This window comes from Pseudomonas sp. PvP089 (genome assembly GCF_017875165.1).
Classification (GTDB): domain Bacteria; phylum Pseudomonadota; class Gammaproteobacteria; order Pseudomonadales; family Pseudomonadaceae; genus Aquipseudomonas; species Aquipseudomonas fortuita.
Map to the genome: position 1 here is coordinate 24286 of NZ_JAGGME010000001.1, position 17721 is coordinate 42006.

18 protein-coding genes and 1 pseudogene are annotated in these 17721 nt (G+C 59.2%); 12 read left to right on the plus strand and 7 right to left on the minus strand.

Features of this window, described 5'->3' with window-relative positions:
* Positions 1-168: 168 nt before the first annotated feature.
* From J3A71_RS00120 to J3A71_RS00130, 3 genes are all read left to right on the plus strand, one after another.
* On the plus strand, positions 169-444 hold the full coding sequence (locus J3A71_RS00120; protein WP_012316914.1) for a metal/formaldehyde-sensitive transcriptional repressor: 276 nt from the start codon (positions 169-171) through the stop codon (positions 442-444).
* Entirely contained in the window at positions 441-1382 is a 942-nt protein-coding gene (gene dmeF / locus J3A71_RS00125; RefSeq protein ID WP_012316913.1) for a CDF family Co(II)/Ni(II) efflux transporter DmeF, read from the plus strand. Before J3A71_RS00120 ends, dmeF begins: the two co-directional genes overlap by 4 nt.
* 69 nt (positions 1383-1451) lie before the next feature.
* On the plus strand, positions 1452-1625 hold the full coding sequence (locus tag J3A71_RS00130) for a DUF1289 domain-containing protein (RefSeq protein WP_012316912.1): 174 nt from the start codon (positions 1452-1454) through the stop codon (positions 1623-1625).
* Between the two features lie 40 nt (positions 1626-1665).
* Here the strand turns inward: J3A71_RS00130 and J3A71_RS00135 are convergent, their stop codons facing one another.
* Positions 1666-2970, minus strand: a complete 1305-nt coding sequence (locus J3A71_RS00135) for an MFS transporter (protein ID WP_012316911.1) — start codon at positions 2968-2970, stop codon at positions 1666-1668.
* A gap of 190 nt (positions 2971-3160) precedes the next feature.
* On the opposite strand from J3A71_RS00135, the gene J3A71_RS00140 reads away from it, so the two are divergent.
* From J3A71_RS00140 to J3A71_RS00150, 3 genes and pseudogenes are all read left to right on the plus strand, one after another.
* On the plus strand, positions 3161-4102 hold the full coding sequence (locus J3A71_RS00140; protein WP_012316910.1) for a chromate resistance protein ChrB domain-containing protein: 942 nt from the start codon (positions 3161-3163) through the stop codon (positions 4100-4102).
* Positions 4095-5465 carry a chromate efflux transporter gene (chrA, locus tag J3A71_RS00145; RefSeq protein ID WP_012316909.1) on the plus strand — a complete coding sequence of 457 codons (1371 nt, stop codon included), beginning with the start codon at positions 4095-4097 and terminating at the stop codon, positions 5463-5465. Before J3A71_RS00140 ends, chrA begins: the two co-directional genes overlap by 8 nt.
* A gap of 69 nt (positions 5466-5534) precedes the next feature.
* Positions 5535-5987, plus strand: a pseudogene (locus tag J3A71_RS00150) (chromate resistance protein ChrB domain-containing protein).
* Positions 5988-6554: 567 nt separating this feature from the next.
* Here the strand turns inward: J3A71_RS00150 and lpdA are convergent.
* Positions 6555-7955 carry a dihydrolipoyl dehydrogenase gene (lpdA, locus tag J3A71_RS00155; protein WP_016489887.1) on the minus strand — a complete coding sequence of 467 codons (1401 nt, stop codon included), beginning with the start codon at positions 7953-7955 and terminating at the stop codon, positions 6555-6557.
* Positions 7956-8163: 208 nt separating this feature from the next.
* Here lpdA and cfaB point away from each other — a divergent pair, with 208 nt between their 5' ends.
* Positions 8164-9348: a C17 cyclopropane fatty acid synthase CfaB gene (cfaB, locus tag J3A71_RS00160; RefSeq protein WP_016489886.1), complete on the plus strand. Its 1185-nt coding sequence runs from the start codon at positions 8164-8166 to the stop codon at positions 9346-9348.
* Positions 9349-9429: 81 nt separating this feature from the next.
* Here cfaB and cls read toward each other — a convergent pair whose 3' ends face one another.
* Positions 9430-10869: a cardiolipin synthase gene (cls, locus tag J3A71_RS00165; protein ID WP_016489885.1), complete on the minus strand. Its 1440-nt coding sequence runs from the start codon at positions 10867-10869 to the stop codon at positions 9430-9432.
* Between the two features lie 131 nt (positions 10870-11000).
* On the opposite strand from cls, the gene J3A71_RS00170 reads away from it, so the two are divergent.
* Positions 11001-11528, plus strand: a complete 528-nt coding sequence (locus J3A71_RS00170) for a DUF3617 domain-containing protein (protein WP_016489884.1) — start codon at positions 11001-11003, stop codon at positions 11526-11528.
* Here the strand turns inward: J3A71_RS00170 and folE2 are convergent.
* Positions 11512-12417 (minus strand): GTP cyclohydrolase FolE2, encoded by a 906-nt coding sequence (gene folE2, locus J3A71_RS00175; protein WP_096426920.1) that lies wholly within the window; start codon positions 12415-12417, stop codon positions 11512-11514. The genes J3A71_RS00170 and folE2 overlap by 17 nt on opposite strands.
* A gap of 25 nt (positions 12418-12442) precedes the next feature.
* Positions 12443-12823 (minus strand): hypothetical protein, encoded by a 381-nt coding sequence (locus J3A71_RS00180; RefSeq protein WP_023048553.1) that lies wholly within the window; start codon positions 12821-12823, stop codon positions 12443-12445.
* Positions 12824-12938: 115 nt separating this feature from the next.
* Here J3A71_RS00180 and zigA point away from each other — a divergent pair, with 115 nt between their 5' ends.
* The 3 genes from zigA to J3A71_RS00195 are packed head-to-tail and all read left to right on the plus strand — an operon-like array spanning position 12939 to position 15781.
* Positions 12939-14147, plus strand: a complete 1209-nt coding sequence (gene zigA / locus J3A71_RS00185) for a zinc metallochaperone GTPase ZigA (RefSeq protein ID WP_023048552.1) — start codon at positions 12939-12941, stop codon at positions 14145-14147.
* Entirely contained in the window at positions 14144-14770 is a 627-nt protein-coding gene (locus tag J3A71_RS00190) for a DUF1826 domain-containing protein (protein ID WP_016489880.1), read from the plus strand. The genes zigA and J3A71_RS00190 overlap by 4 nt, the downstream gene beginning before the upstream one ends.
* Before the next feature lie 39 nt (positions 14771-14809).
* Positions 14810-15781: a CobW family GTP-binding protein gene (locus J3A71_RS00195; RefSeq protein WP_096426919.1), complete on the plus strand. Its 972-nt coding sequence runs from the start codon at positions 14810-14812 to the stop codon at positions 15779-15781.
* Here J3A71_RS00195 and J3A71_RS00200 read toward each other — a convergent pair whose 3' ends face one another.
* Positions 15782-16174: a DUF3301 domain-containing protein gene (locus J3A71_RS00200; RefSeq protein WP_016489878.1), complete on the minus strand. Its 393-nt coding sequence runs from the start codon at positions 16172-16174 to the stop codon at positions 15782-15784.
* 120 nt (positions 16175-16294) lie between these two features.
* On the opposite strand from J3A71_RS00200, the gene pdxY reads away from it, so the two are divergent.
* Positions 16295-17167: a pyridoxal kinase PdxY gene (gene pdxY / locus J3A71_RS00205; RefSeq protein WP_016489877.1), complete on the plus strand. Its 873-nt coding sequence runs from the start codon at positions 16295-16297 to the stop codon at positions 17165-17167.
* On the opposite strand, the gene J3A71_RS00210 is transcribed toward pdxY, so the two are convergent.
* Positions 17164-17649 (minus strand): acyl-CoA thioesterase, encoded by a 486-nt coding sequence (locus J3A71_RS00210; RefSeq protein WP_003253263.1) that lies wholly within the window; start codon positions 17647-17649, stop codon positions 17164-17166. The genes pdxY and J3A71_RS00210 overlap by 4 nt on opposite strands.
* Between the last annotated feature and the right edge of the window lie 72 nt (positions 17650-17721).

Consider the following 17721-nt stretch of genomic DNA (forward strand, 5'->3'; position numbering starts at 1 on the left):
CCCCGGTTAGAGCCAAGGAAGGCTCTATCTACCGCTCCTCAGGATGACGGTTGATACGTTCGCCAGTCATCCCGCTCGTCTCAAAAATCGCCTGCTGATTACTGGTCTCTTGTATAGGGGGGTGGGGTATGACAATCTCCGCGCCAATATACATAGGGGGAGTATGGTATGGGCCATCTCGCATCGAACAAAGAGGCGCTGCTCAAGCGCGTCAAACGCATTGCTGGGCAGGTGCAGGCAATTGAAAAAGCCCTTCAGGAAGAAGAGGACTGCGCCAAGACCCTGCTACTGGTGGCATCGGCCCGTGGAGCGATGAATGGGTTGCTGGACGAAATCATCAAGGATCACGCCAGGGCGCACGTAGCTCACCCGTCACTTACTGACGAAGAGCGCAGCAAGGGCGTAGAAGAACTCCTGGAAGCCATTCAGCGGTACTCAAAATGACTTCGGACATCCAAGCTATGAGCACGACGGCAACCACCCATGACCATGTTTTTCTCGGTGCCTCCCATGAAGAGAATGCGAAGCGCACGCTCTGGGTCGTGTTGCTGACCGTTGTAATGATGGTGGGTGAGATTGCCGCAGGCTACATCACCGGATCGATGGCCCTACTCGCCGACGGCTTCCACATGGCCACACACGCTGGTGCGCTCGGCATCGCGGCCGCTGCATACGCGTATGCCAAGCGACACGCCACCAACTCTGGGTTCAGTTTTGGTACGGGCAAGGTCGGCGATCTGGGTGGGTTTGCTTCGGCGCTGATCCTGGGACTCGTTGCCCTGGCAGTGGGTGCTGAGTCGATCGTCCGTTTGTTCCAACCGAATGAAGTGCAATTCAGCATCGCGATTGGTATCGCGATAGTTGGCTTGCTGGTGAACATCGTGAGTGCGTTGCTGCTGGGCCACGGGCACAACCATGATCACGGGCATGACCACCACCATCACCACGATCATGGCCACGGGCACGGCGACAACAATCTGCAATCGGCCTATGTGCATGTCCTGGCCGATGCACTGACCTCGGTCCTTGCGATCGTCGCACTGCTGGCGGGCAAATACCTTGGATGGGTCTGGCTCGACCCTGTGATGGGCATCGTCGGCGCCGTTGTTATCGGGCGCTGGTCCTGGAACCTGATGAAAGTGACTGCCGGCGTCCTTCTGGACAAAACTGATGATCACGTAGCGCAGGAAATCCGCGAGTTCATTGAGCAACCGGGTGACGTCCGCATCTGCGATCTTCACGTTTGGCGCGTAGGCCCCGACGCCCACGCCGCTATCGTCAGCGTTGTTGGCAAAGCCGCAACCAGTGTTGAAAGTATTCGTGAGCGGCTGTTGCCGGTTCATGAAATTCGGCACCTGACCGTCGAAATTCACCAAGCCTAATCTGTGGATGCGGGCCGCTGAGGCGGCCTGCACTCACGCGCCACAATCCCGCCCACAGGTAACTCATCCATGGCTTCGCAGATCGAGAACCCTTGTATTTCACTCTGTCAGTTGAAGGGCGATCTCTGTGTAAGCTGCGGACGGTCGAAAGATGAAATCCGCAAGTGGAAGCGCATGAAACGTCCGGAGAAGATGGCCGCCGTACAGAAAGCCAGTGCGCGGCTGAAGGCGCTCAAGAAATAGCACCGACCCAGCGACTCTCCACCGCCCTGGATGGAGGGCGCTATCGCCGTGGCCATTTCCGGTGGAGCTCATCAATGACAAACGAGTGCGCATGAGATTTTCCATCAGCGACATGAGGATGATCTTCCGAAAGATCGTCGTGCTGATGCGACACAACCTCGTGCTCATGGTCGGGATGCCAGATCCATTTGCTCAGTGTCCACGCAAACCCAGCGAGTAGACCTAGGCCAACGAACGCAGCAGTGAGGCTGACGCTGGCTCCCAGCCACCCGGCCAGCGGGTAGGTAATCAGCCAACAAGCATGAGACAAGGCGAACTGCGCCGCGAACAGCGCTGGTCGATCCTGAGCCGAAGAAGATCGACGCAAGATCCGCCCCGACGGCGTTTGTGCCAGGGAATATCCAGCGCCCAGCACCACCCACAGAACAACCAAGGCCGAATAACTGGAGACGAAAGCCCCGATCAGCAAACCAGCCACCAGGATCGCTCCGCCGGCAAGCATGGCCTTACGATCGTCCAGACGCTCAAGAAGTCGCGGAAGCAGCATGGCCACCACCATCGAACCGCCACCGAAAGCCATCAACGCCATGGCCATCGCGCTCTGATCCAGCCCAAGCTTCGCCTGAACCAACACGACCGTATTCACGATAACCATCGCGCTGGCTGCAGCAATTGCGAGGTTCAAGGCCAGGAGGCCGCGCAGGCGCGGGGTACGCAGGAAGATCCGTAGGCCTTTGGTCGTCCGCTCGTAGATGCTCCGCTTGGGCCCGCGAACGGCTACCGGCAATACCGCTGAAACCACCATCGCAGCTGACACGAGGAAACCCACGACGGTGCCACCGAACAGGCTGTGGAAGCTGACCACGGTCAACAGGGCTGCCGCGAGCATCGGGCTAATAACACTCTCCAGGTCATAAGCCAGGCGCGAAAGTGATAGCGCCCGGGTGTACTCACGCTCGTCAGGGAGGATGTCAGGAATGGTGGCCTGGAACGTTGGCGTAAACGCGGCAGATGCAGACTGCAGCACGAAAATCAGCACGTAGATCTGCCAGATCTCGGTGACAAACGGGAGTAACAGCGCCACGGCTGCCCTGACCAGGTCGAGGGAGACCAGCATGGCTTTTCTGGGTAGGTGTTCGGCAAACGCACCGGCAATCGGCGCCACGCCAATGTAGGCCACCATCTTGATCGCGAGCGCAGTGCCCAAGACGGCGCCGGCCTGCGCGCCGGCTAGATTATAGGCCAGAAGCCCAAGCGCTACGGTCGCCAGGCCGGTGCCGATCAAGGCAATCACCTGAGCAATGAACAGGTGCCTGTAAGTGCGGTTTTTCAGGACAGATAGCATGGCACCTCCGTGCACGGCTGGAGGCGATCTCTATCGCCTGAACTTCATCAGATCGACAACAGCGTATCCCCCCCAGGGGGATATGGTCAACGCGATTCCATACGGCTCGACACGCTCGATGAATACCCGTTGCATTTGGACGAAACTGGCTTAATGTAGGAAAAGATACATTTTATGTTGAGTTTTCTACATGATTAGCTGGTCGCTATTGATTTTGGGACTGCCGACAGCAAACGCCACCGAACGAATGCGCGCCTGGAGAACGCTGAAGGCCTCTGGCGCCGCCGTGCTACGCGATGGTGTGTACTTGCTGCCGGAACAAAGCGCGGGCCGCGAAACGTTCGAAGCCGTGGAGCGAGATGTGCTAGCCATCAACGGCACGGCATTTCTGCTGTCGTTGCCAGAACGCGAGGAGCGCTTCAGCGGGCTATTCGACAGAAGCGATGAATACGCCAAGCTGATGGAAGAAATTGCAGGCTGCCGAGCTGACCTATCCCCGGATAATGCGTTGCTGACAGCCCGACAGGTGCGCAAGCTCAGGAAGGCCTTCGGCCAGTTGGCAGCGATCGATTTCTTCCCAGGTGTACTCAAGACCCAAGCCGACGCGGCCCTGCAGGAGCTTGAGACCGCGATTAGCCGCGCTCTGTCTTCTGATGAGCCGAGTGCGCACGATGAGGCGATCAACCAGCTGGAGCGCAGCGAATACCAAGGTCGCCGATGGGCAACGCGAAAACGTCCTTGGGTAGACCGGTTGGCCTGTGCCTGGCTGATCCGTCGCTTCGTTGATGCCGATGCCCAATTCATTTGGTTGGACAGTCCCAGCGACTGCCCAAGCGATGCGCTCGGCTTTGATTTTGATGGGGCCCGATTCAGCCACGTTGGCCAGCGGGTTTCCTTCGAAACCCTCATCGAGAGCTTCGCCTTTCAGCAGCCAGGCCTGGCACGCCTGGCGGGTGTCATCCACTACCTGGATGTGGGAGGCGTACAACCTTCCGAAGCACCCGGTATCGAGCGTGTCCTCGCCGGATTGAGAGAGAGCATTGGCGATGACGATCAACTGACAATGGTCGCAGGAGGCATCTTCGATGGCCTGCTGACGGCTTTCGCAAGCGAGGAAGCCCAAAATGGTTGATACCACCTCCGCAGTAAGTGAACAGCCGCCATCGCAAGCGTCTCAGCAGCCGATCGGTCTGTATGAAGCCTTCCTGTTCTGGCTCAAGTTAGGCTTCATCAGCTTTGGCGGGCCTGCCGGACAGATCTCAGTCATGCATCAGGAGTTGGTCGAGCGTAGGGGGTGGATCAGCGAGAAACGGTTTCTACACGCGCTGAACTACTGCATGTTGCTGCCCGGCCCCGAGGCTCAGCAGCTCGCAACGTATATCGGTTGGCTCATGCACCGCAGCTGGGGTGGGGTAATTGCCGGCGCATTGTTCGTGCTGCCTTCACTGTTCATCCTGATCGGTTTGTCCTGGGTCTATGTCGCCTTTGGCGAGGTGCCGGTAGTCGCGGGCATTTTCTATGGCATCAAGCCGGCGGTCACCGCCATTGTCGTCCACGCTGCACACCGGATTGGTTCACGAGCCCTCAAGAACGGCTGGCTGTGGGCTATGGCCGGCGCCTCGTTCGTCGCTATCTTCGCCCTCAACGTGCCGTTCCCGCTGATCGTGCTGGTGGCCGCCATCATCGGCTATGTGGGGGGCCGCTTCGCACCCGGCAAGTTCGTGATCGGCGGCGGTCATGGGGCCGCGAAGAACAGCTTCGGTCCGGCGCTGATCGATGACGACACCCCAACCCCTGAGCATGCCCGTTTCAGCTGGGGACATCTGGTACACCTGCTGCTGGTCGGTGGAGCGCTGTGGGTGCTGCCCATGGGGTTGCTAACGCTGTCGTTTGGCTGGGACGGCAGCCTGACGCAGATGGGCTGGTTCTTCACCAAGGCTGCACTGATGACGTTTGGCGGGGCGTACGCGGTGCTGCCTTATGTCTACCAGGGCGCTGTCGGTCATTACGGGTGGCTGACGCCAACCCAAATGATCGATGGCCTCGCTTTGGGGGAAACCACGCCAGGGCCACTGATCATGGTGGTTGCCTTCGTCGGATTCATCGGTGGGTACGTGCATCCGATGTTCGGTGCGGAGCACCCGTTCCTTGCCGGTGCAGTCGCGGCGAGCCTCGTGACCTGGTTCACCTTCCTGCCTTCCTTCATCTTCATCCTTGCCGGTGGCCCAGTGGTGGAGTCGACTCACAACGAGATGAAATTCACTGCACCGCTGACAGGCATCACCGCGGCTGTGGTGGGGGTGATCCTGAACCTCGCCATGTTCTTCGGCTACCACGTACTTTGGCCAAAAGGCTTCAGTGGGGCGTTTGACTGGCCTTCAGCGATGATAGCGGTTGCTGCAGCAATTGCCCTATTCCGCTTTAAGCGGGGTGTCATTCAGGTTCTATTCGCTTGCGCCCTGGCAGGCCTGGCAGTCCACATGTTGCGTGGTTGAAACCAACTGCCGGCCGACATCATCGGCCGGTGTTTCATGACCCATCGCCTGCCGGCGGTGGGGTGTCCAATGAAATGGGTAACGCGTGAACGTCCAAAGATCGATCGGATCGCCTGTCCTTGGCTCATCCAGCGCTTCATCGATACAGTCCCGGTTTTCCGCTACGTCCCCAGCAGCGAGGTCTTGCGCGTGGCAAGTGATGAAGGTGCCACGCTCTATGACATTCTAGGGGTAGACCTGAGCCATGTCGGGCCGTTAAGCAGCTTCGACGCCTTCCTCAAGAAGTACCAGCTCGATGATCCCACTCTGGCCAAGCTCGCCGAAATCGTCCGTGGCGCGGACACGTCCAGGCTGGATCTCACGCCCCAGTCGGCGGGGCTTTACGCCATTTCTTTGGGGCTGTTTCGCTGCTACACGGATGACCACGAAATGCTCAAACATGGCCGGATTCTGTAAGACGCCCTCTTTGCATGGTGCCGTGACTGCCACGGTGAAACGCACACCAGGCCACCGCAGATGTAAGAACTCAGCTTGCCGGGCAATGGAAATTTCTTCTGATGACGTATCGGTGGGGCTGCGTCATGAGCTCGCTGTACTGGCCCTTTGCTTGTTTCGCCGCGCAGCCGAGAATCGCTTCCAACCGGACTGTAAGGCCCGATCTAGGACTGTGTGCTGGCAGAGTGAAGAGGGGGCATGAGACAGACTTAGTACCTGTGAACAGGAGAAGCTCGTACCGATTACCTCTGTGTACAAAGATACCATCATAATTTTTCCGGGGTTTTTGCACGATATATCCTTGTGATTTTTCTTTGGCTGAACCTTTGCTGTGACAACCTTTACTGTTGTGACGACCTTTATTAAACGGAAAAGCCCAAGAATTTTTGAAAGATTATGCTTTGTGACAACCTTTATTCTCTCTTCTCCAGGATCAGCGCCCCCGCTCGGCCGCGGAATCCAAGAGCTTTTGTGACAAAGTTTATTAATCCGTAACAAAAAGCCCTCCATATGGAGGGCTTTTTGCTTAATGATGATCAGGCAATAGCGCCCCAGGACATATGATTCGAATGCCTTGGGGAGCGAGGGGTACTGTCAGATCTGCATCGCCATGCCGTCCACATTCATCGCTGCCTGGCGCAAGGCCTCGGAGCGGGTCGGGTGGGGGTGGCAGGTCAGGGCGATGTCTTCTGCCGAGGCCGAGAATTCCATGGCCACACAGAACTCACCGATCATCTCGCTGACGCTTGGGCCCACCAGGTGCACACCTAGCACTTCATCGGTTTGGGCATCGGCGATGACTTTGGCGAAGCCTTCGGTCTCGTGGTTGATCTTGGCGCGGCTGTTGGCGGTGAAGGGGAACTTGCCGACTTTATAAGCACGCCCTTCGGCTTTGAGCTGCTCTTCGGTCTTGCCCACGGTGGCCAACTCCGGGCGGGTGTAGATCACGCCAGGGATGAGGTTGTAGTTGACCTCGTGGGGCTTGCCGGCAATACGCTCGATGCAGGCTACGGCTTCGTCTTCGGCCTTGTGCGCCAGCATCGGGCCGGAAGTGACGTCACCAATCACCCACACACCGGGCACAGAAGTGCGGTGGTGTTCGTTACCGAGCATGCCGCGCTTGTCGGTTTCCAGGCCCACGCTCTCAAGGTTCAGCCCCTTGGTATAAGGGCGGCGGCCGATAGCCACCAGCACGTAATCGGCCTGCAGCGATTCTGCGGTGCCGCCGGCAGCAGGCTCCAGCGTCAGGCTCACACCCTCGGCACTTGCAGTGGCTTGAGTCACTTTGCTGCCCAGCTTGAACACCATGCCTTGCTTGGCGAGTGCCTTTTGCAGGGTCTTGGCGGTTTCCGTGTCGGTACCTGGGCAGATGCGATCAAGGTATTCGATGACGGTGACTTGGCTGCCCAGGCGGCGCCAGACGGAACCCAACTCAAGGCCGATCACGCCGGCACCGATGACGACCAGATGCTTGGGCACTTGCGGCAGCGACAGTGCGCCGGTCGAGTCGATGATGCGCTGGTTATCGATGGTCACCCCCGGCAGAGGGGTGGGCTCCGAGCCGGTGGCGATGACCACATCCTTGGCTTGCAGCGCAGTTTCGCTGCCGTCTTCAGCCTTTACTACAACCTTGCCGACGCCGTCCAGGCGGCCCCAACCTTTGATCCAGTCGACCTTGTTCTTGCGGAACAGGTATTCGATACCTTTGGTCAGGCCGGTCACGCTCTCGTCCTTCTGTTTCATCATCTGGGCGAGGTTAAGGGTGGGCTTTACTTCGATACCGAGGTGGGCGAACTCTTCACCGCTGGCGGCCTCGTACAGCTCGGACGCATGCAACAGTGCCTTGGAGGGCATGCAGCCCACGTTCAAACAAGTGCCGCCCAAGGTCGAGCGGCCTTCCACGCAGGCAACACTCAGGCCAAGCTGGCCAGCGCGGATGGCTGCGTTGTAGCCGCCAGGGCCACCGCCGATGATCACCACGTCATAGGATTTCATGGGTTCAACTCCAGGATGTAGAAGCGCGAGAGGGGCACAAGGTTAAGCTGAGATGCGAGAATTGTATACAATCTGCTGTATGGATAAGATCAGTTGGTTCTAGACCTTGGTCTCGTTTAGAGGAAACCTCCCACCAATGAACTACTCTGATCCGACGACGTTCGAAATATCAGGCGTTGTAGCCAGAAACGGATAGGGAGGGTTGTTCATGCTCGCGCAACTTCCACCTGCACTGCAGAGCCTGCATCTGCCGCTGCGGCTGAAATTGTGGGACGGTAACCAGTTCGATCTGGGGCCTAGCCCGCAGGTCACCATCCTGGTCAAAGAGCCACAGTTGATCAGCCAGTTGACGCACCCGAGCCTGGAGCAGTTGGGCACAGCGTTCGTCGAAGGCAAGCTGGAGCTGGAAGGCGACATCGGTGAAGCCATCCGGGTATGTGATGAGCTGAGCGAGGCGCTGTTGCCTGATTTTGAAGAGGCTTCGCCGGCGCGGCTTGCTCACGACAAAAGCACTGACGCTGAAGCCATTTCCTATCACTACGATGTTTCCAACGCGTTCTATCGGCTGTGGCTGGATCAGGACATGGCCTATTCGTGCGCCTACTTTCGCGAGCCTGATAACACGCTCGATCAGGCACAGCAGGACAAGTTCGACCACCTGTGTCGCAAGTTGCGCCTCAATGCCGGCGACTACCTGCTGGACGTGGGCTGTGGTTGGGGTGGCCTTGCGCGCTTCGCTGCACGGGAATATGACGCCAAGGTATTCGGCATCACCTTGAGCAAGGAGCAGCTCAAACTTGGCAGGCAGCGGGTCAAGGCCGAAGGGTTGGCCGACAAGGTCGACCTGCAGATTCTCGACTACCGTGACCTGCCTCAAGACGGTCGCTTCGACAAGGTTGTCAGCGTTGGTATGTTCGAGCATGTCGGGCATGCCAACCTGGCGCTGTATTGCCAGAAACTGTTCGGCGCCGTGAGGGAAGGGGGGCTGGTGATGAACCACGGGATCACCGCCAAGCATGTCGATGGCCGCCCGGTCGGACGTGGCGCAGGTGAGTTCATCGACCGCTACGTGTTCCCCCATGGCGAGCTGCCTCACCTGTCGATGATCAGCGCCAGCCTCTGCGAAGCGGGACTGGAGGTGGTAGACGTGGAAAGCCTGCGCCTGCACTACGCCAAGACCCTGCATCACTGGAGCGAAAACCTGGAGAATCAGCTGCACAAGGCGGCGGCGCTGGTGCCGGAAAAAACCCTGCGCATCTGGCGCCTGTACCTTGCAGGTTGTGCCTATGCCTTTGAGAAGGGCTGGATCAACCTGCACCAGATCTTGGCAGTGAAGCCATACGCCGACGGGCACCATGACCTGCCCTGGACGCGCGAAGATCTGTATCGCTAAGCATGTAGATGCGGATTTTGTGGGAGCGGCCTTGTGTCGCGAGAGGGCCGCAAGGCCGCTCCCACACTCATACTGCTTAGCTTAAAGGATTGGCGAAATCAGCCGTGCAATCCGCATCCCCAACTGCTGCAGTCGATGAGTGTCCAGGCTGTCCTCTGCAGTGATTTCCCGCGACTGTTCAAAGTCATTGATCAGCATCTTCTCCACCTGGTCGGCGAAGCTGCGGTCGACGGTGAGCAGGGTGATCTCGAAATTCAGACGGAACGAGCGGTTGTCCAGGTTGGCACTGCCGATCGCGCTGACATCATCGTCCACCAGCACCACCTTTTGATGCAGGAAGCCCGGCTGATAGCGGAACATGCGCACACCCGCGCGCACCGCTTCGAAGGCGAACAGGCTTGAGGCGGCATAGACCACACGATGGTCTGGTCGTGACGGGATCAGCACGCGTACATCGACCCCACGCAGCACCGCCAGGCGCAAGGCGGCGAACACCGCCTCGTCCGGGATGAAGTAGGGGCTGGTAATCCACACCCGGCGGGTAGCGGAGTGGATTGCTTCGAGGAAGAACAGCGAGCAGGTTTCCTGCGGGTCGGCCGGGCCGCTGGCCAAGGCCTGGCACAGCACGCCGTTGTCCGGGTAGGTATCCGGCAGGATCAGCGGCGGTAGCTGGCGCGTGGCCCAGTACCAGTCTTCGGCGAACGACTCCTGCAGGCAGGCCAGCACCGGCCCGCCGATTTGCACATGGGTGTCGCGCCAAGGGGAAAGCTTCGGGTGCTCACCGAGGTATTCATCGCCCACGTTGTGCCCGCCGATGAATCCAATCAGGCCATCCACTACCACGATCTTGCGGTGGTTGCGGAAGTTTACCTGAAAGCGGTTGAACCAACCGCGGCGGGTGGCGAAGGCATGAATCTGCACACCGCCGTCGCGCAGCTGCTGGCTGTAGCGGGCTGGCAAGGCATGGCTGCCGACGCGGTCATAGAGCACGAATACCTGCACCCCTTCGGCGGCCTTACGGAGCAGCAGTTGTTGCAGTGCCTTGCCGAGGTTGTCGTCATGGATGATGAAGAACTGCACCAGCACCACATCGCGGGCTTTGTCGATGGCGGCGAAGATGGCATCGAAGGTGGCCTTTCCATCGATCAGCAACTTCACCTGGTTGTTCGCCAGGCAGGGCATGCGGCCCAGCTTGGGCATGGCGCGCAGGGCTGTGTAGCTTTCTGATTCCCGGGCGGTGAGGGCTTCTTCCACCCAAGGCCGCCAGTTGAGATTGGCCATGGCCACGTGCATTTCCTGGTTGGCCTGGCGCCTGGCCTTGATGTAGGCATAGAACGAGCGGGCGCCGAAGATCAGGTAGGGGATCAAGGTAAGGTAGGGGATGAAAAACAAGGGCATGGCCCAGGCGATGGCGCCTTGGGCGGTACGCACGGTAAAGATCGCGTGCAGCGCGGCGACGATACCCAGTAAGTGAATCAGTCCGAGTAGGTAACCAAAAAAGTAGGGGCTGTGGTAATCCATATGCATCCTGCTTGCCGAGTACACTTGAGGTAACAGAACACGTTCCCGGTCCGCCTTGCAACCTGAAGGTGGATTTGGCGTCCAAGTTTCAGCCCGGCCCGCTTGGCCGGTTTTTTCAGGAGCGATCGTCCATGAAGATTCGTCTGCCACTGTTGGCGTTGGCCCTGGCCATGAGCAGCCCACTGGTGCATGCCCAGATGCTGCAACCAGGTTTGTGGGAGCTGACCACCAGCAATATGCAGGTCGATGGCAAACCGTTACCCGACATGCAGTTCATGCTCGGTCAGTTGAAAAATCTACCGCCAGAGCAACGCGCGATGATGGAGGGGGTATTGGCGAAACAGGGGGTAACTGTCGGTGGCAATGGTGTGCGTTCGTGCCTGACGCCAGAGCAGGTGGCCACCAACGATATCCCACTGCAGGATCCGAAATCGGGCTGCACTCAAAAGATTACCGACCGTACCGGTAATGTGTGGAAGTTCCAGTTCAGCTGCCCCAAGGCACAAGGTACTGGCCAGGCTACCTTCCTCAGCGACCGGGAGTTCACTACTCAGGTCAGTGGTACCTTCAACGCTTCGGGTGTGCAGCAGCAAGGCAGCATGAACACCCGTGCGGTGTGGCTAGGTAATGACTGTGGCACGGTCAAACCGCGCAGCTGACGTCCCATTGCCATTGGCTGGTAGCGACGGCGTCGTGGGCATGCAGGCTTTCTGCATGTTCCACGCGCAGCTTGAAGGCCGTGCTCCATTCCATTTGCCGCAGTGAGTTGTGCAGGCGTCGTGCGGCGTCTTCGCAGAACATCAGGTTCTGCCCGTTGGCCAAGGCGAAGGCTTGTTCGTCTGCACGTTTCACAGCAGTCTGCACAGCGGTCCCCAAGCTTCCCTCTACGCAGTTAATCAATTCGGTGATGGGTAGATCCTGCTGAGTGCCGCGCAGCCGTACCTGAATTTGCGCGGTACTGCGTTGGCTATGGGGCGTCGCCACAATGCCTTTGGCGCTACCCAGCCACTGCAATATGGCGGATTTTTCGACCTGCTGCTCGCTGAAATCGTCCAGGAACTGCTGCTGAATCAGTTGCCGTGCAAGTGCAGCCGAGCACGGGCAGGTGGAGGAGTACGGAACGGAAACAGATAGTTCCACGTGGAACATTTCATTTTCTATCCTTGCATCGACTGTTACCGCATAGCTTTTCCAGCCTGCCAATGGGCTGATCAAAGCCGGCCGTTTCAGCATGTGCTCGAAGCGCAGGCGCAGGTAGGCTGCCGAAGAAAGGCCCTCATGGCTGCTCAGGAAATCAGCCAGTAGCTGCCTGATTGCCAGCGGAGTGAGGGGCTGGTGCTCCAATGTCTCAAGGGCAAGGTAAAGCCGCGACATATGGATACCGCGTGAACTGCCGTCAACCAGGCTTACCCCTGCATCGATTTTGGCGGCTGCGGTGCGCCCTTCGAATTGCACAGGCAAGGCGATGCCGCACATGCCCACCCAGTCCAAAGGCAAGGTGTACTCCAGGGCTTGTGCTGCGATGTCGGGGAGCTTGAGCTGGGTCATCTGGCTTTCCAAACAAAAAGAGGCATCAGTGGCAAGCGCCGATCAGGCTGCAATGCAGCTTGAAGCGCTGCCCACTGGAGCTGGATACGCGGTTCAGAGTGGTCCAGCCAACGCGACGGCTGTAACCCACCCAGGCTTCGCCATCGCTGGCCAGGCCGGTAAAAAAGGTCAACGTGCCATAGCGGCTGTTGGTTTGTGCCCATAGGCGCCGGCTGGTGAAGTCGTAGCCGCGCAGGTAGAACATATTTCCTTCGTTGCGCACGCTGTAATAGCTGCCTTTGCCGTCCTGGCAGGCAAGCAGTGTCGCGCTGCGTGTACACATCGCCATCGGGCTGTTCTTCGGCATGGCGAACAGCGAAGTAGGCATGGCGAGCAACAGCAACACCATGGCGCGCAGCAGATTCATTTTTCATCCCCGGTGAATACTCGTCTGTCGAGAACGGCTTGGCGAAATTGTATTGTTACTTTATAACATTGTGCAATGCATCGTTTCGAATGCGCTCGCCTGAAGAGGTTTCGCCATGTCCAATCGTCTCCCTGTCACCGTGCTGTCTGGCTTCCTTGGCGCCGGCAAGAGCACTTTGCTCAACCATGTGCTGCGTAACCGCGACCACCTGCGGGTCGCGGTCATCGTCAACGACATGAGTGAAATCAACATCGACGCCAGCGAGGTGCAGCGCAACGTCAGCCTCAACCGCGCTGAAGAGAAACTGGTCGAGATGAGCAACGGCTGCATCTGCTGCACACTGCGTGAAGACCTGCTCGAAGAGGTTGCGCGGCTGGCCGAAGAAGGCCGCTTCGATTATTTGCTCATCGAGTCCACGGGCATCTCGGAGCCGCTGCCGGTTGCCGAGACGTTCACGTTTCGCGACGAGCAGGGCCGCAGTCTTTCCGACATGGCGCGGTTGGATACCATGGTCACTGTGGTCGATGGCCTGAATTTTTTACGCGATTACCAGGCAGCAGACAGCCTGGCCAGCCGTGGTGAAACCTTGGGCGAAGAGGACGAGCGTTCGATCAGTGATCTGCTGATCGAGCAGGTGGAGTTCGCCGATGTGTTGTTGCTGAGCAAGATCGACCTGATCAGCCAGCACGAGCGCGAAGAACTCATGGCCATTTTGCGCAGCCTCAACGCCCGGGCGCAGATCGTGCCCATGGTCATGGGCCAGGTGCCGCTGGCGCGCATTCTGGACACTGGCCTATTCGACTTCGACCAGGCTGCTCAAGCGCCTGGCTGGTTGCAAGAATTGCGTGGCGAGCATGTGCCGGAGACTGAAGAGTACGGCATCGCGGCCACGACCTGGCAGGGGCGGCGGCCACTTCATCCACAGCGCTTTTTCGATTTTATCCACAAGCCCTGGAGCAATGGTCGGCTGCTGCGTTCGAAGGGTTTTTTCTGGTTGGCCAGCAAGTACCAGGAAGCCGGTAGCTGGTCCCAGGCAGGTGGCATGATGCGCCATGGGCTGGCGGGCCGTTGGTGGCGTTTCGTGCCGCGCGAGCAGTGGCCCCAGGATGTGGATAACACTGCCGATATCTTGAAACACTGGCACGCCGAAACCGGTGACTGCCGGCAGGAATTAGTGTTCATTGGTCAGAATATCGACTTCAAAAAGTTATCCACAGAGCTTCAGGCCTGCTTGTTGACGGATGAAGAAATGGAGTTGGGGCCTATGGGCTGGTTGCGTCTGGCTGATCCATTTGGCCCTTGGCACGAGGAGGCAGCAGCATGAACCAGGCGCTCAAGCCTGTGGATATCTTCCAGGTGTTTGGCGAAACGCCGCTGGTGTTGACCGACGTGCTGCAGGACGGCGTGAACCTGGCGGTCTGGCGCCGGCGCTTGCCGCCACAGCTGGAGGATTTTGCCGAGCTGGTAGTCAGCCTTGGGCAACCCCTGTCAGATCAGTGGGTAATGGATGTGGACGAGCAGCAGATGCCGGTTATGTCGGATTTGCTACGCGAAGCGGCGGACCTGCAGGGTTACGAAGCGTTCGTGGCCGATGTAGCCTGGCTGGTGGCGGCATATACCTGCCTGGTTGGCGCGCGGCGGGTCGGTTTGCGCCTGCGGGTGCTGACCGGGCCCATGTGCCCGCGCTTTCATGTGGATAACGTGCCGTTGCGATTGCTCACCACCTATGCGGGCCCGGGTAGCGAGTGGTTGCGAGAGCAGGAGAGCCCACGCGGGGAGTTACACACAGCTCAAGTGCCTGTGAATAACATTCAGAAACTGCACGTCGGTGAAGTGGCTGTACTCAAGGGCGAGAAATGGCAGGGCAACGAAGGTGCAGGGCTGGTGCACCGCTCGCCCTCGGGCCAGCAAGGGCGCCTGCTGCTCAGCCTTGACTGGCTAGCCTGACGGCGCATAGTGAGCCTTCACCCCGCCTGAAGCCATCCCATGCTGCAGAACATTCCCACCCATGTCATTGCCGGCCCCCTGGGCGCCGGCAAGACCACCCTGATCCGCCATCTGCTGGCCCAGCGCCCGCGCAACGAACGCTGGGCGGTCTTGATCAACGAATTCGGCCTGGTTGGCCTGGATGCGGCGTTGCTCAGCCGTGACGAAGATGGCATCGCCATCGGCGAGGTTGCAGGTGGCTGCCTGTGTTGTGTCAACGGCATGCCGTTTCAGGTGGGCCTGGGCCGGTTGTTGCGCAAATCCCGGCCTGACCGGCTGTTTATCGAGCCGTCTGGCCTGGGTCACCCGTTGCAGCTGCTTGCTCAGCTGAAACAGGCTCCGTGGGCTGGAGTGCTGACAATTCAGCCATTGTTGATGGTTGTCGATGCGCAATCCATGGCGCGAAACGAGCCGCTTCCGGACGCCCAACAGCAGGCTTTCAACGTGTCTGAATACGTGCTTTTCAACAAGTCGGAGGCTGTGGATGAAAAATCTAAGTTGTTGATAACTAATAGATTTAACGACAAGAATGTGATGTGGTCGGTACAGGGCCAGGTGCCGCTATCAAGCCTTCCTGGCGCCCTGGTAGAGATTGTCGACAGCCCATTTCAGGAAAACCAGATTGTCGACAATCTTGGGGGAGCCCCAACAATATTGTGGACAGACCCCAGCCAGCCGATCTGTCTTTCGCAGGAGGGGGAGGGAGGTTGGAGCATTGGCTGGCGCTGGCATCCCGCACAGCAGTTTTATCCACAGCGCCTACTGGCGTTCTTGCGGACCTTGCCATGGCGGCGTGCCAAAGGGGTTATCCACAGCGTGGAAGGTTGGAAATCATTTAATGGGCTCAAGGGTGACATGCCGATATGGCAGCCCAGTGAATGGCGCAGGGATAGCCGTATCGAGCTGATTTTTGATCAGCCGCAATCGCAACCCACGCTGCAAGCGGGGTTGAGCGAATGCCGCGTCAGCTGATCAGTTGCGCCAGCGATTGTGTTCCTGACGCCACTGCTGCATCTCGATGACATTGTCGGTGCGTGGTGGTGTCTTGATTTCAAACGGGTAGGGCGCCAGCTCGATCTGCACGCTGTGCGCGCCGAACTGGGTCACAGTACCCGGGTGGCGTTGCTCGCCGGTGACGGTGAACTCAAAGGCATAGATGCGTGCCAGGCGCTTGCGGCCATTGGCGTCACGGACAAAGGCGATGCGCTTGAGTGCGACGGCATCGTCGAGCAGCTCGAGGTCGAGCTTGGCACAGTGCTGTTTGACCCGTTCCAGGGCTTTTTCGCGCAACCCATGGTTGTGCCACAACCAGCCGCCTGCCGTGGCCAACAGCATCAGGACGAAGACGTTCTCCAGGGTCAACATTTGCATATGCTCCAAACAGGTAGATCCAGCTTAACTGCGTCCCTGGCCTGTCGTACAGGTGGCAATCGAGTTCATACTGCGCTGCGCACAATCCTTGAAACAGCTTTGGAAACCTCCCGCATGAAACGTACCCCGCACCTGCTCGCCATTCAGTCCCATGTGGTGTTCGGCCACGCCGGCAACAGCGCCGCGGTGTTTCCCATGCAGCGTATCGGGGTCAATGTCTGGCCGCTCAATACCGTGCAGTTCTCCAATCACACACAGTATGGCCAGTGGGCGGGTGAAGTGCTTGCCCCGGCGCAAATTCCTGCGTTGGTGGAAGGTATTTCCAATATTGGCGAGCTGGGTCACTGCGATGCTGTGCTTTCCGGCTACCTGGGCAGTGCCGAGCAGGGGCGAGCGATCCTGGCTGGCGTCGAGCGGATCAAGGCGGTGAACCCAAAGGCTCTGTATCTGTGTGACCCGGTCATGGGGCACCCGGAGAAGGGCTGCATCGTGCCGCCGGAGGTGAGCGAGTTCCTGCTCGACGAGGCGGCGGCCCGGGCCGACATCCTGTGCCCCAACCAGCTGGAACTGGACAGCTTCTGTGGGCGCCGCGCACAGTCGCTGGAGGATTGCGTGAACATGGCGCGCAGCCTGCTGCAGCGTGGCCCGCAGGTGGTACTGGTCAAGCACCTGGTTTACCCCGGGCGGGCCGAAGACCAGTTCGAAATGCTGCTGGTGACTGCCGAGCACAGCTGGCACCTGCGCCGCCCGCTGCTGGCGTTCCCGCGGCAGCCGGTGGGGGTGGGTGACCTGACCTCAGGCCTGTTCCTGGCGCGTGTGCTGCTCGGCGACAGCTGGGTGCAAGCCTTCGAATTCACCGCTGCAGCCGTGCATGAGGTGCTGCTGGAAACCCAGGCCTGCGCCAGCTACGAACTACAACTGGTGCGGGCCCAGGACCGCATCGCCCATCCGCGGGTGCGCTTTGAGGCGCAGCCGCTGGCGCTTTAGATCGCGTCGGTTTTCAGGTCCTGGTAGCGCTTCTCCAGCTCTTGGCGGATCTGCCGACGCTGCTGGCCTTGCAGGAAGCGGCGCTTTTCTTCGCTGCTGTGCGGCTGGCGCGGCGGCACCGGCACCGGGCGGCGGTTGTCGTCGACCGCGACCATGGTGAAGAAGCAGCTGTTGGAGTGGCGCACCGAGCGCTCGCGGATGTTCTCGGTCACCACTTTGATGCCGACTTCCATCGATGTATTGCCGGTGTAGTTGACCGACGCCAGGAAGGTCACCAGTTCACCCACGTGCACGGGCTCGCGGAAGATCACCTGGTCGACCGACAGGGTCACCACATAGCTGCCGGCATAGCGGCTGGCGCACGCATAGGCCACTTCGTCGAGGTACTTGAGCAGGGTGCCGCCATGTACGTTGCCAGAAAAGTTGGCCATGTCCGGGGTCATCAGGACGGTCATGCTCAGCTGGGCGTTTCCAGGTTCCATAGTGTGCTCACGGTGAGGTTGCGCTGAATCGGGCGAATGGGGGGCGTTATCTGCTGACACTTCTGTTCCCCT

Excerpts from the sequence above, each read along its gene's own strand:
- J3A71_RS00120 (WP_012316914.1), top strand. The coding sequence starts at position 169 with ATGGGCCATCTCGCATCGAACAAAGAGGCGCTGCTCAAGCGCGTCAAA.
- dmeF (WP_012316913.1), top strand. The coding sequence starts at position 441 with ATGACTTCGGACATCCAAGCTATGAGCACGACGGCAACCACCCATGAC.
- J3A71_RS00130 (WP_012316912.1), top strand. The coding sequence starts at position 1,452 with ATGGCTTCGCAGATCGAGAACCCTTGTATTTCACTCTGTCAGTTGAAG.
- J3A71_RS00135 (WP_012316911.1), bottom strand. The coding sequence starts at position 2,970 with ATGCTATCTGTCCTGAAAAACCGCACTTACAGGCACCTGTTCATTGCT.
- J3A71_RS00140 (WP_012316910.1), top strand. The coding sequence starts at position 3,161 with ATGATTAGCTGGTCGCTATTGATTTTGGGACTGCCGACAGCAAACGCC.
- chrA (WP_012316909.1), top strand. The coding sequence starts at position 4,095 with ATGGTTGATACCACCTCCGCAGTAAGTGAACAGCCGCCATCGCAAGCG.
- lpdA (WP_016489887.1), bottom strand. The coding sequence starts at position 7,955 with ATGAAATCCTATGACGTGGTGATCATCGGCGGTGGCCCTGGCGGCTAC.
- cfaB (WP_016489886.1), top strand. The coding sequence starts at position 8,164 with ATGCTCGCGCAACTTCCACCTGCACTGCAGAGCCTGCATCTGCCGCTG.
- cls (WP_016489885.1), bottom strand. The coding sequence starts at position 10,869 with ATGGATTACCACAGCCCCTACTTTTTTGGTTACCTACTCGGACTGATT.
- J3A71_RS00170 (WP_016489884.1), top strand. The coding sequence starts at position 11,001 with ATGAAGATTCGTCTGCCACTGTTGGCGTTGGCCCTGGCCATGAGCAGC.
- folE2 (WP_096426920.1), bottom strand. The coding sequence starts at position 12,417 with ATGACCCAGCTCAAGCTCCCCGACATCGCAGCACAAGCCCTGGAGTAC.
- J3A71_RS00180 (WP_023048553.1), bottom strand. The coding sequence starts at position 12,823 with ATGAATCTGCTGCGCGCCATGGTGTTGCTGTTGCTCGCCATGCCTACT.
- zigA (WP_023048552.1), top strand. The coding sequence starts at position 12,939 with ATGTCCAATCGTCTCCCTGTCACCGTGCTGTCTGGCTTCCTTGGCGCC.
- J3A71_RS00190 (WP_016489880.1), top strand. The coding sequence starts at position 14,144 with ATGAACCAGGCGCTCAAGCCTGTGGATATCTTCCAGGTGTTTGGCGAA.
- J3A71_RS00195 (WP_096426919.1), top strand. The coding sequence starts at position 14,810 with ATGCTGCAGAACATTCCCACCCATGTCATTGCCGGCCCCCTGGGCGCC.
- J3A71_RS00200 (WP_016489878.1), bottom strand. The coding sequence starts at position 16,174 with ATGTTGACCCTGGAGAACGTCTTCGTCCTGATGCTGTTGGCCACGGCA.
- pdxY (WP_016489877.1), top strand. The coding sequence starts at position 16,295 with ATGAAACGTACCCCGCACCTGCTCGCCATTCAGTCCCATGTGGTGTTC.
- J3A71_RS00210 (WP_003253263.1), bottom strand. The coding sequence starts at position 17,649 with ATGGAACCTGGAAACGCCCAGCTGAGCATGACCGTCCTGATGACCCCG.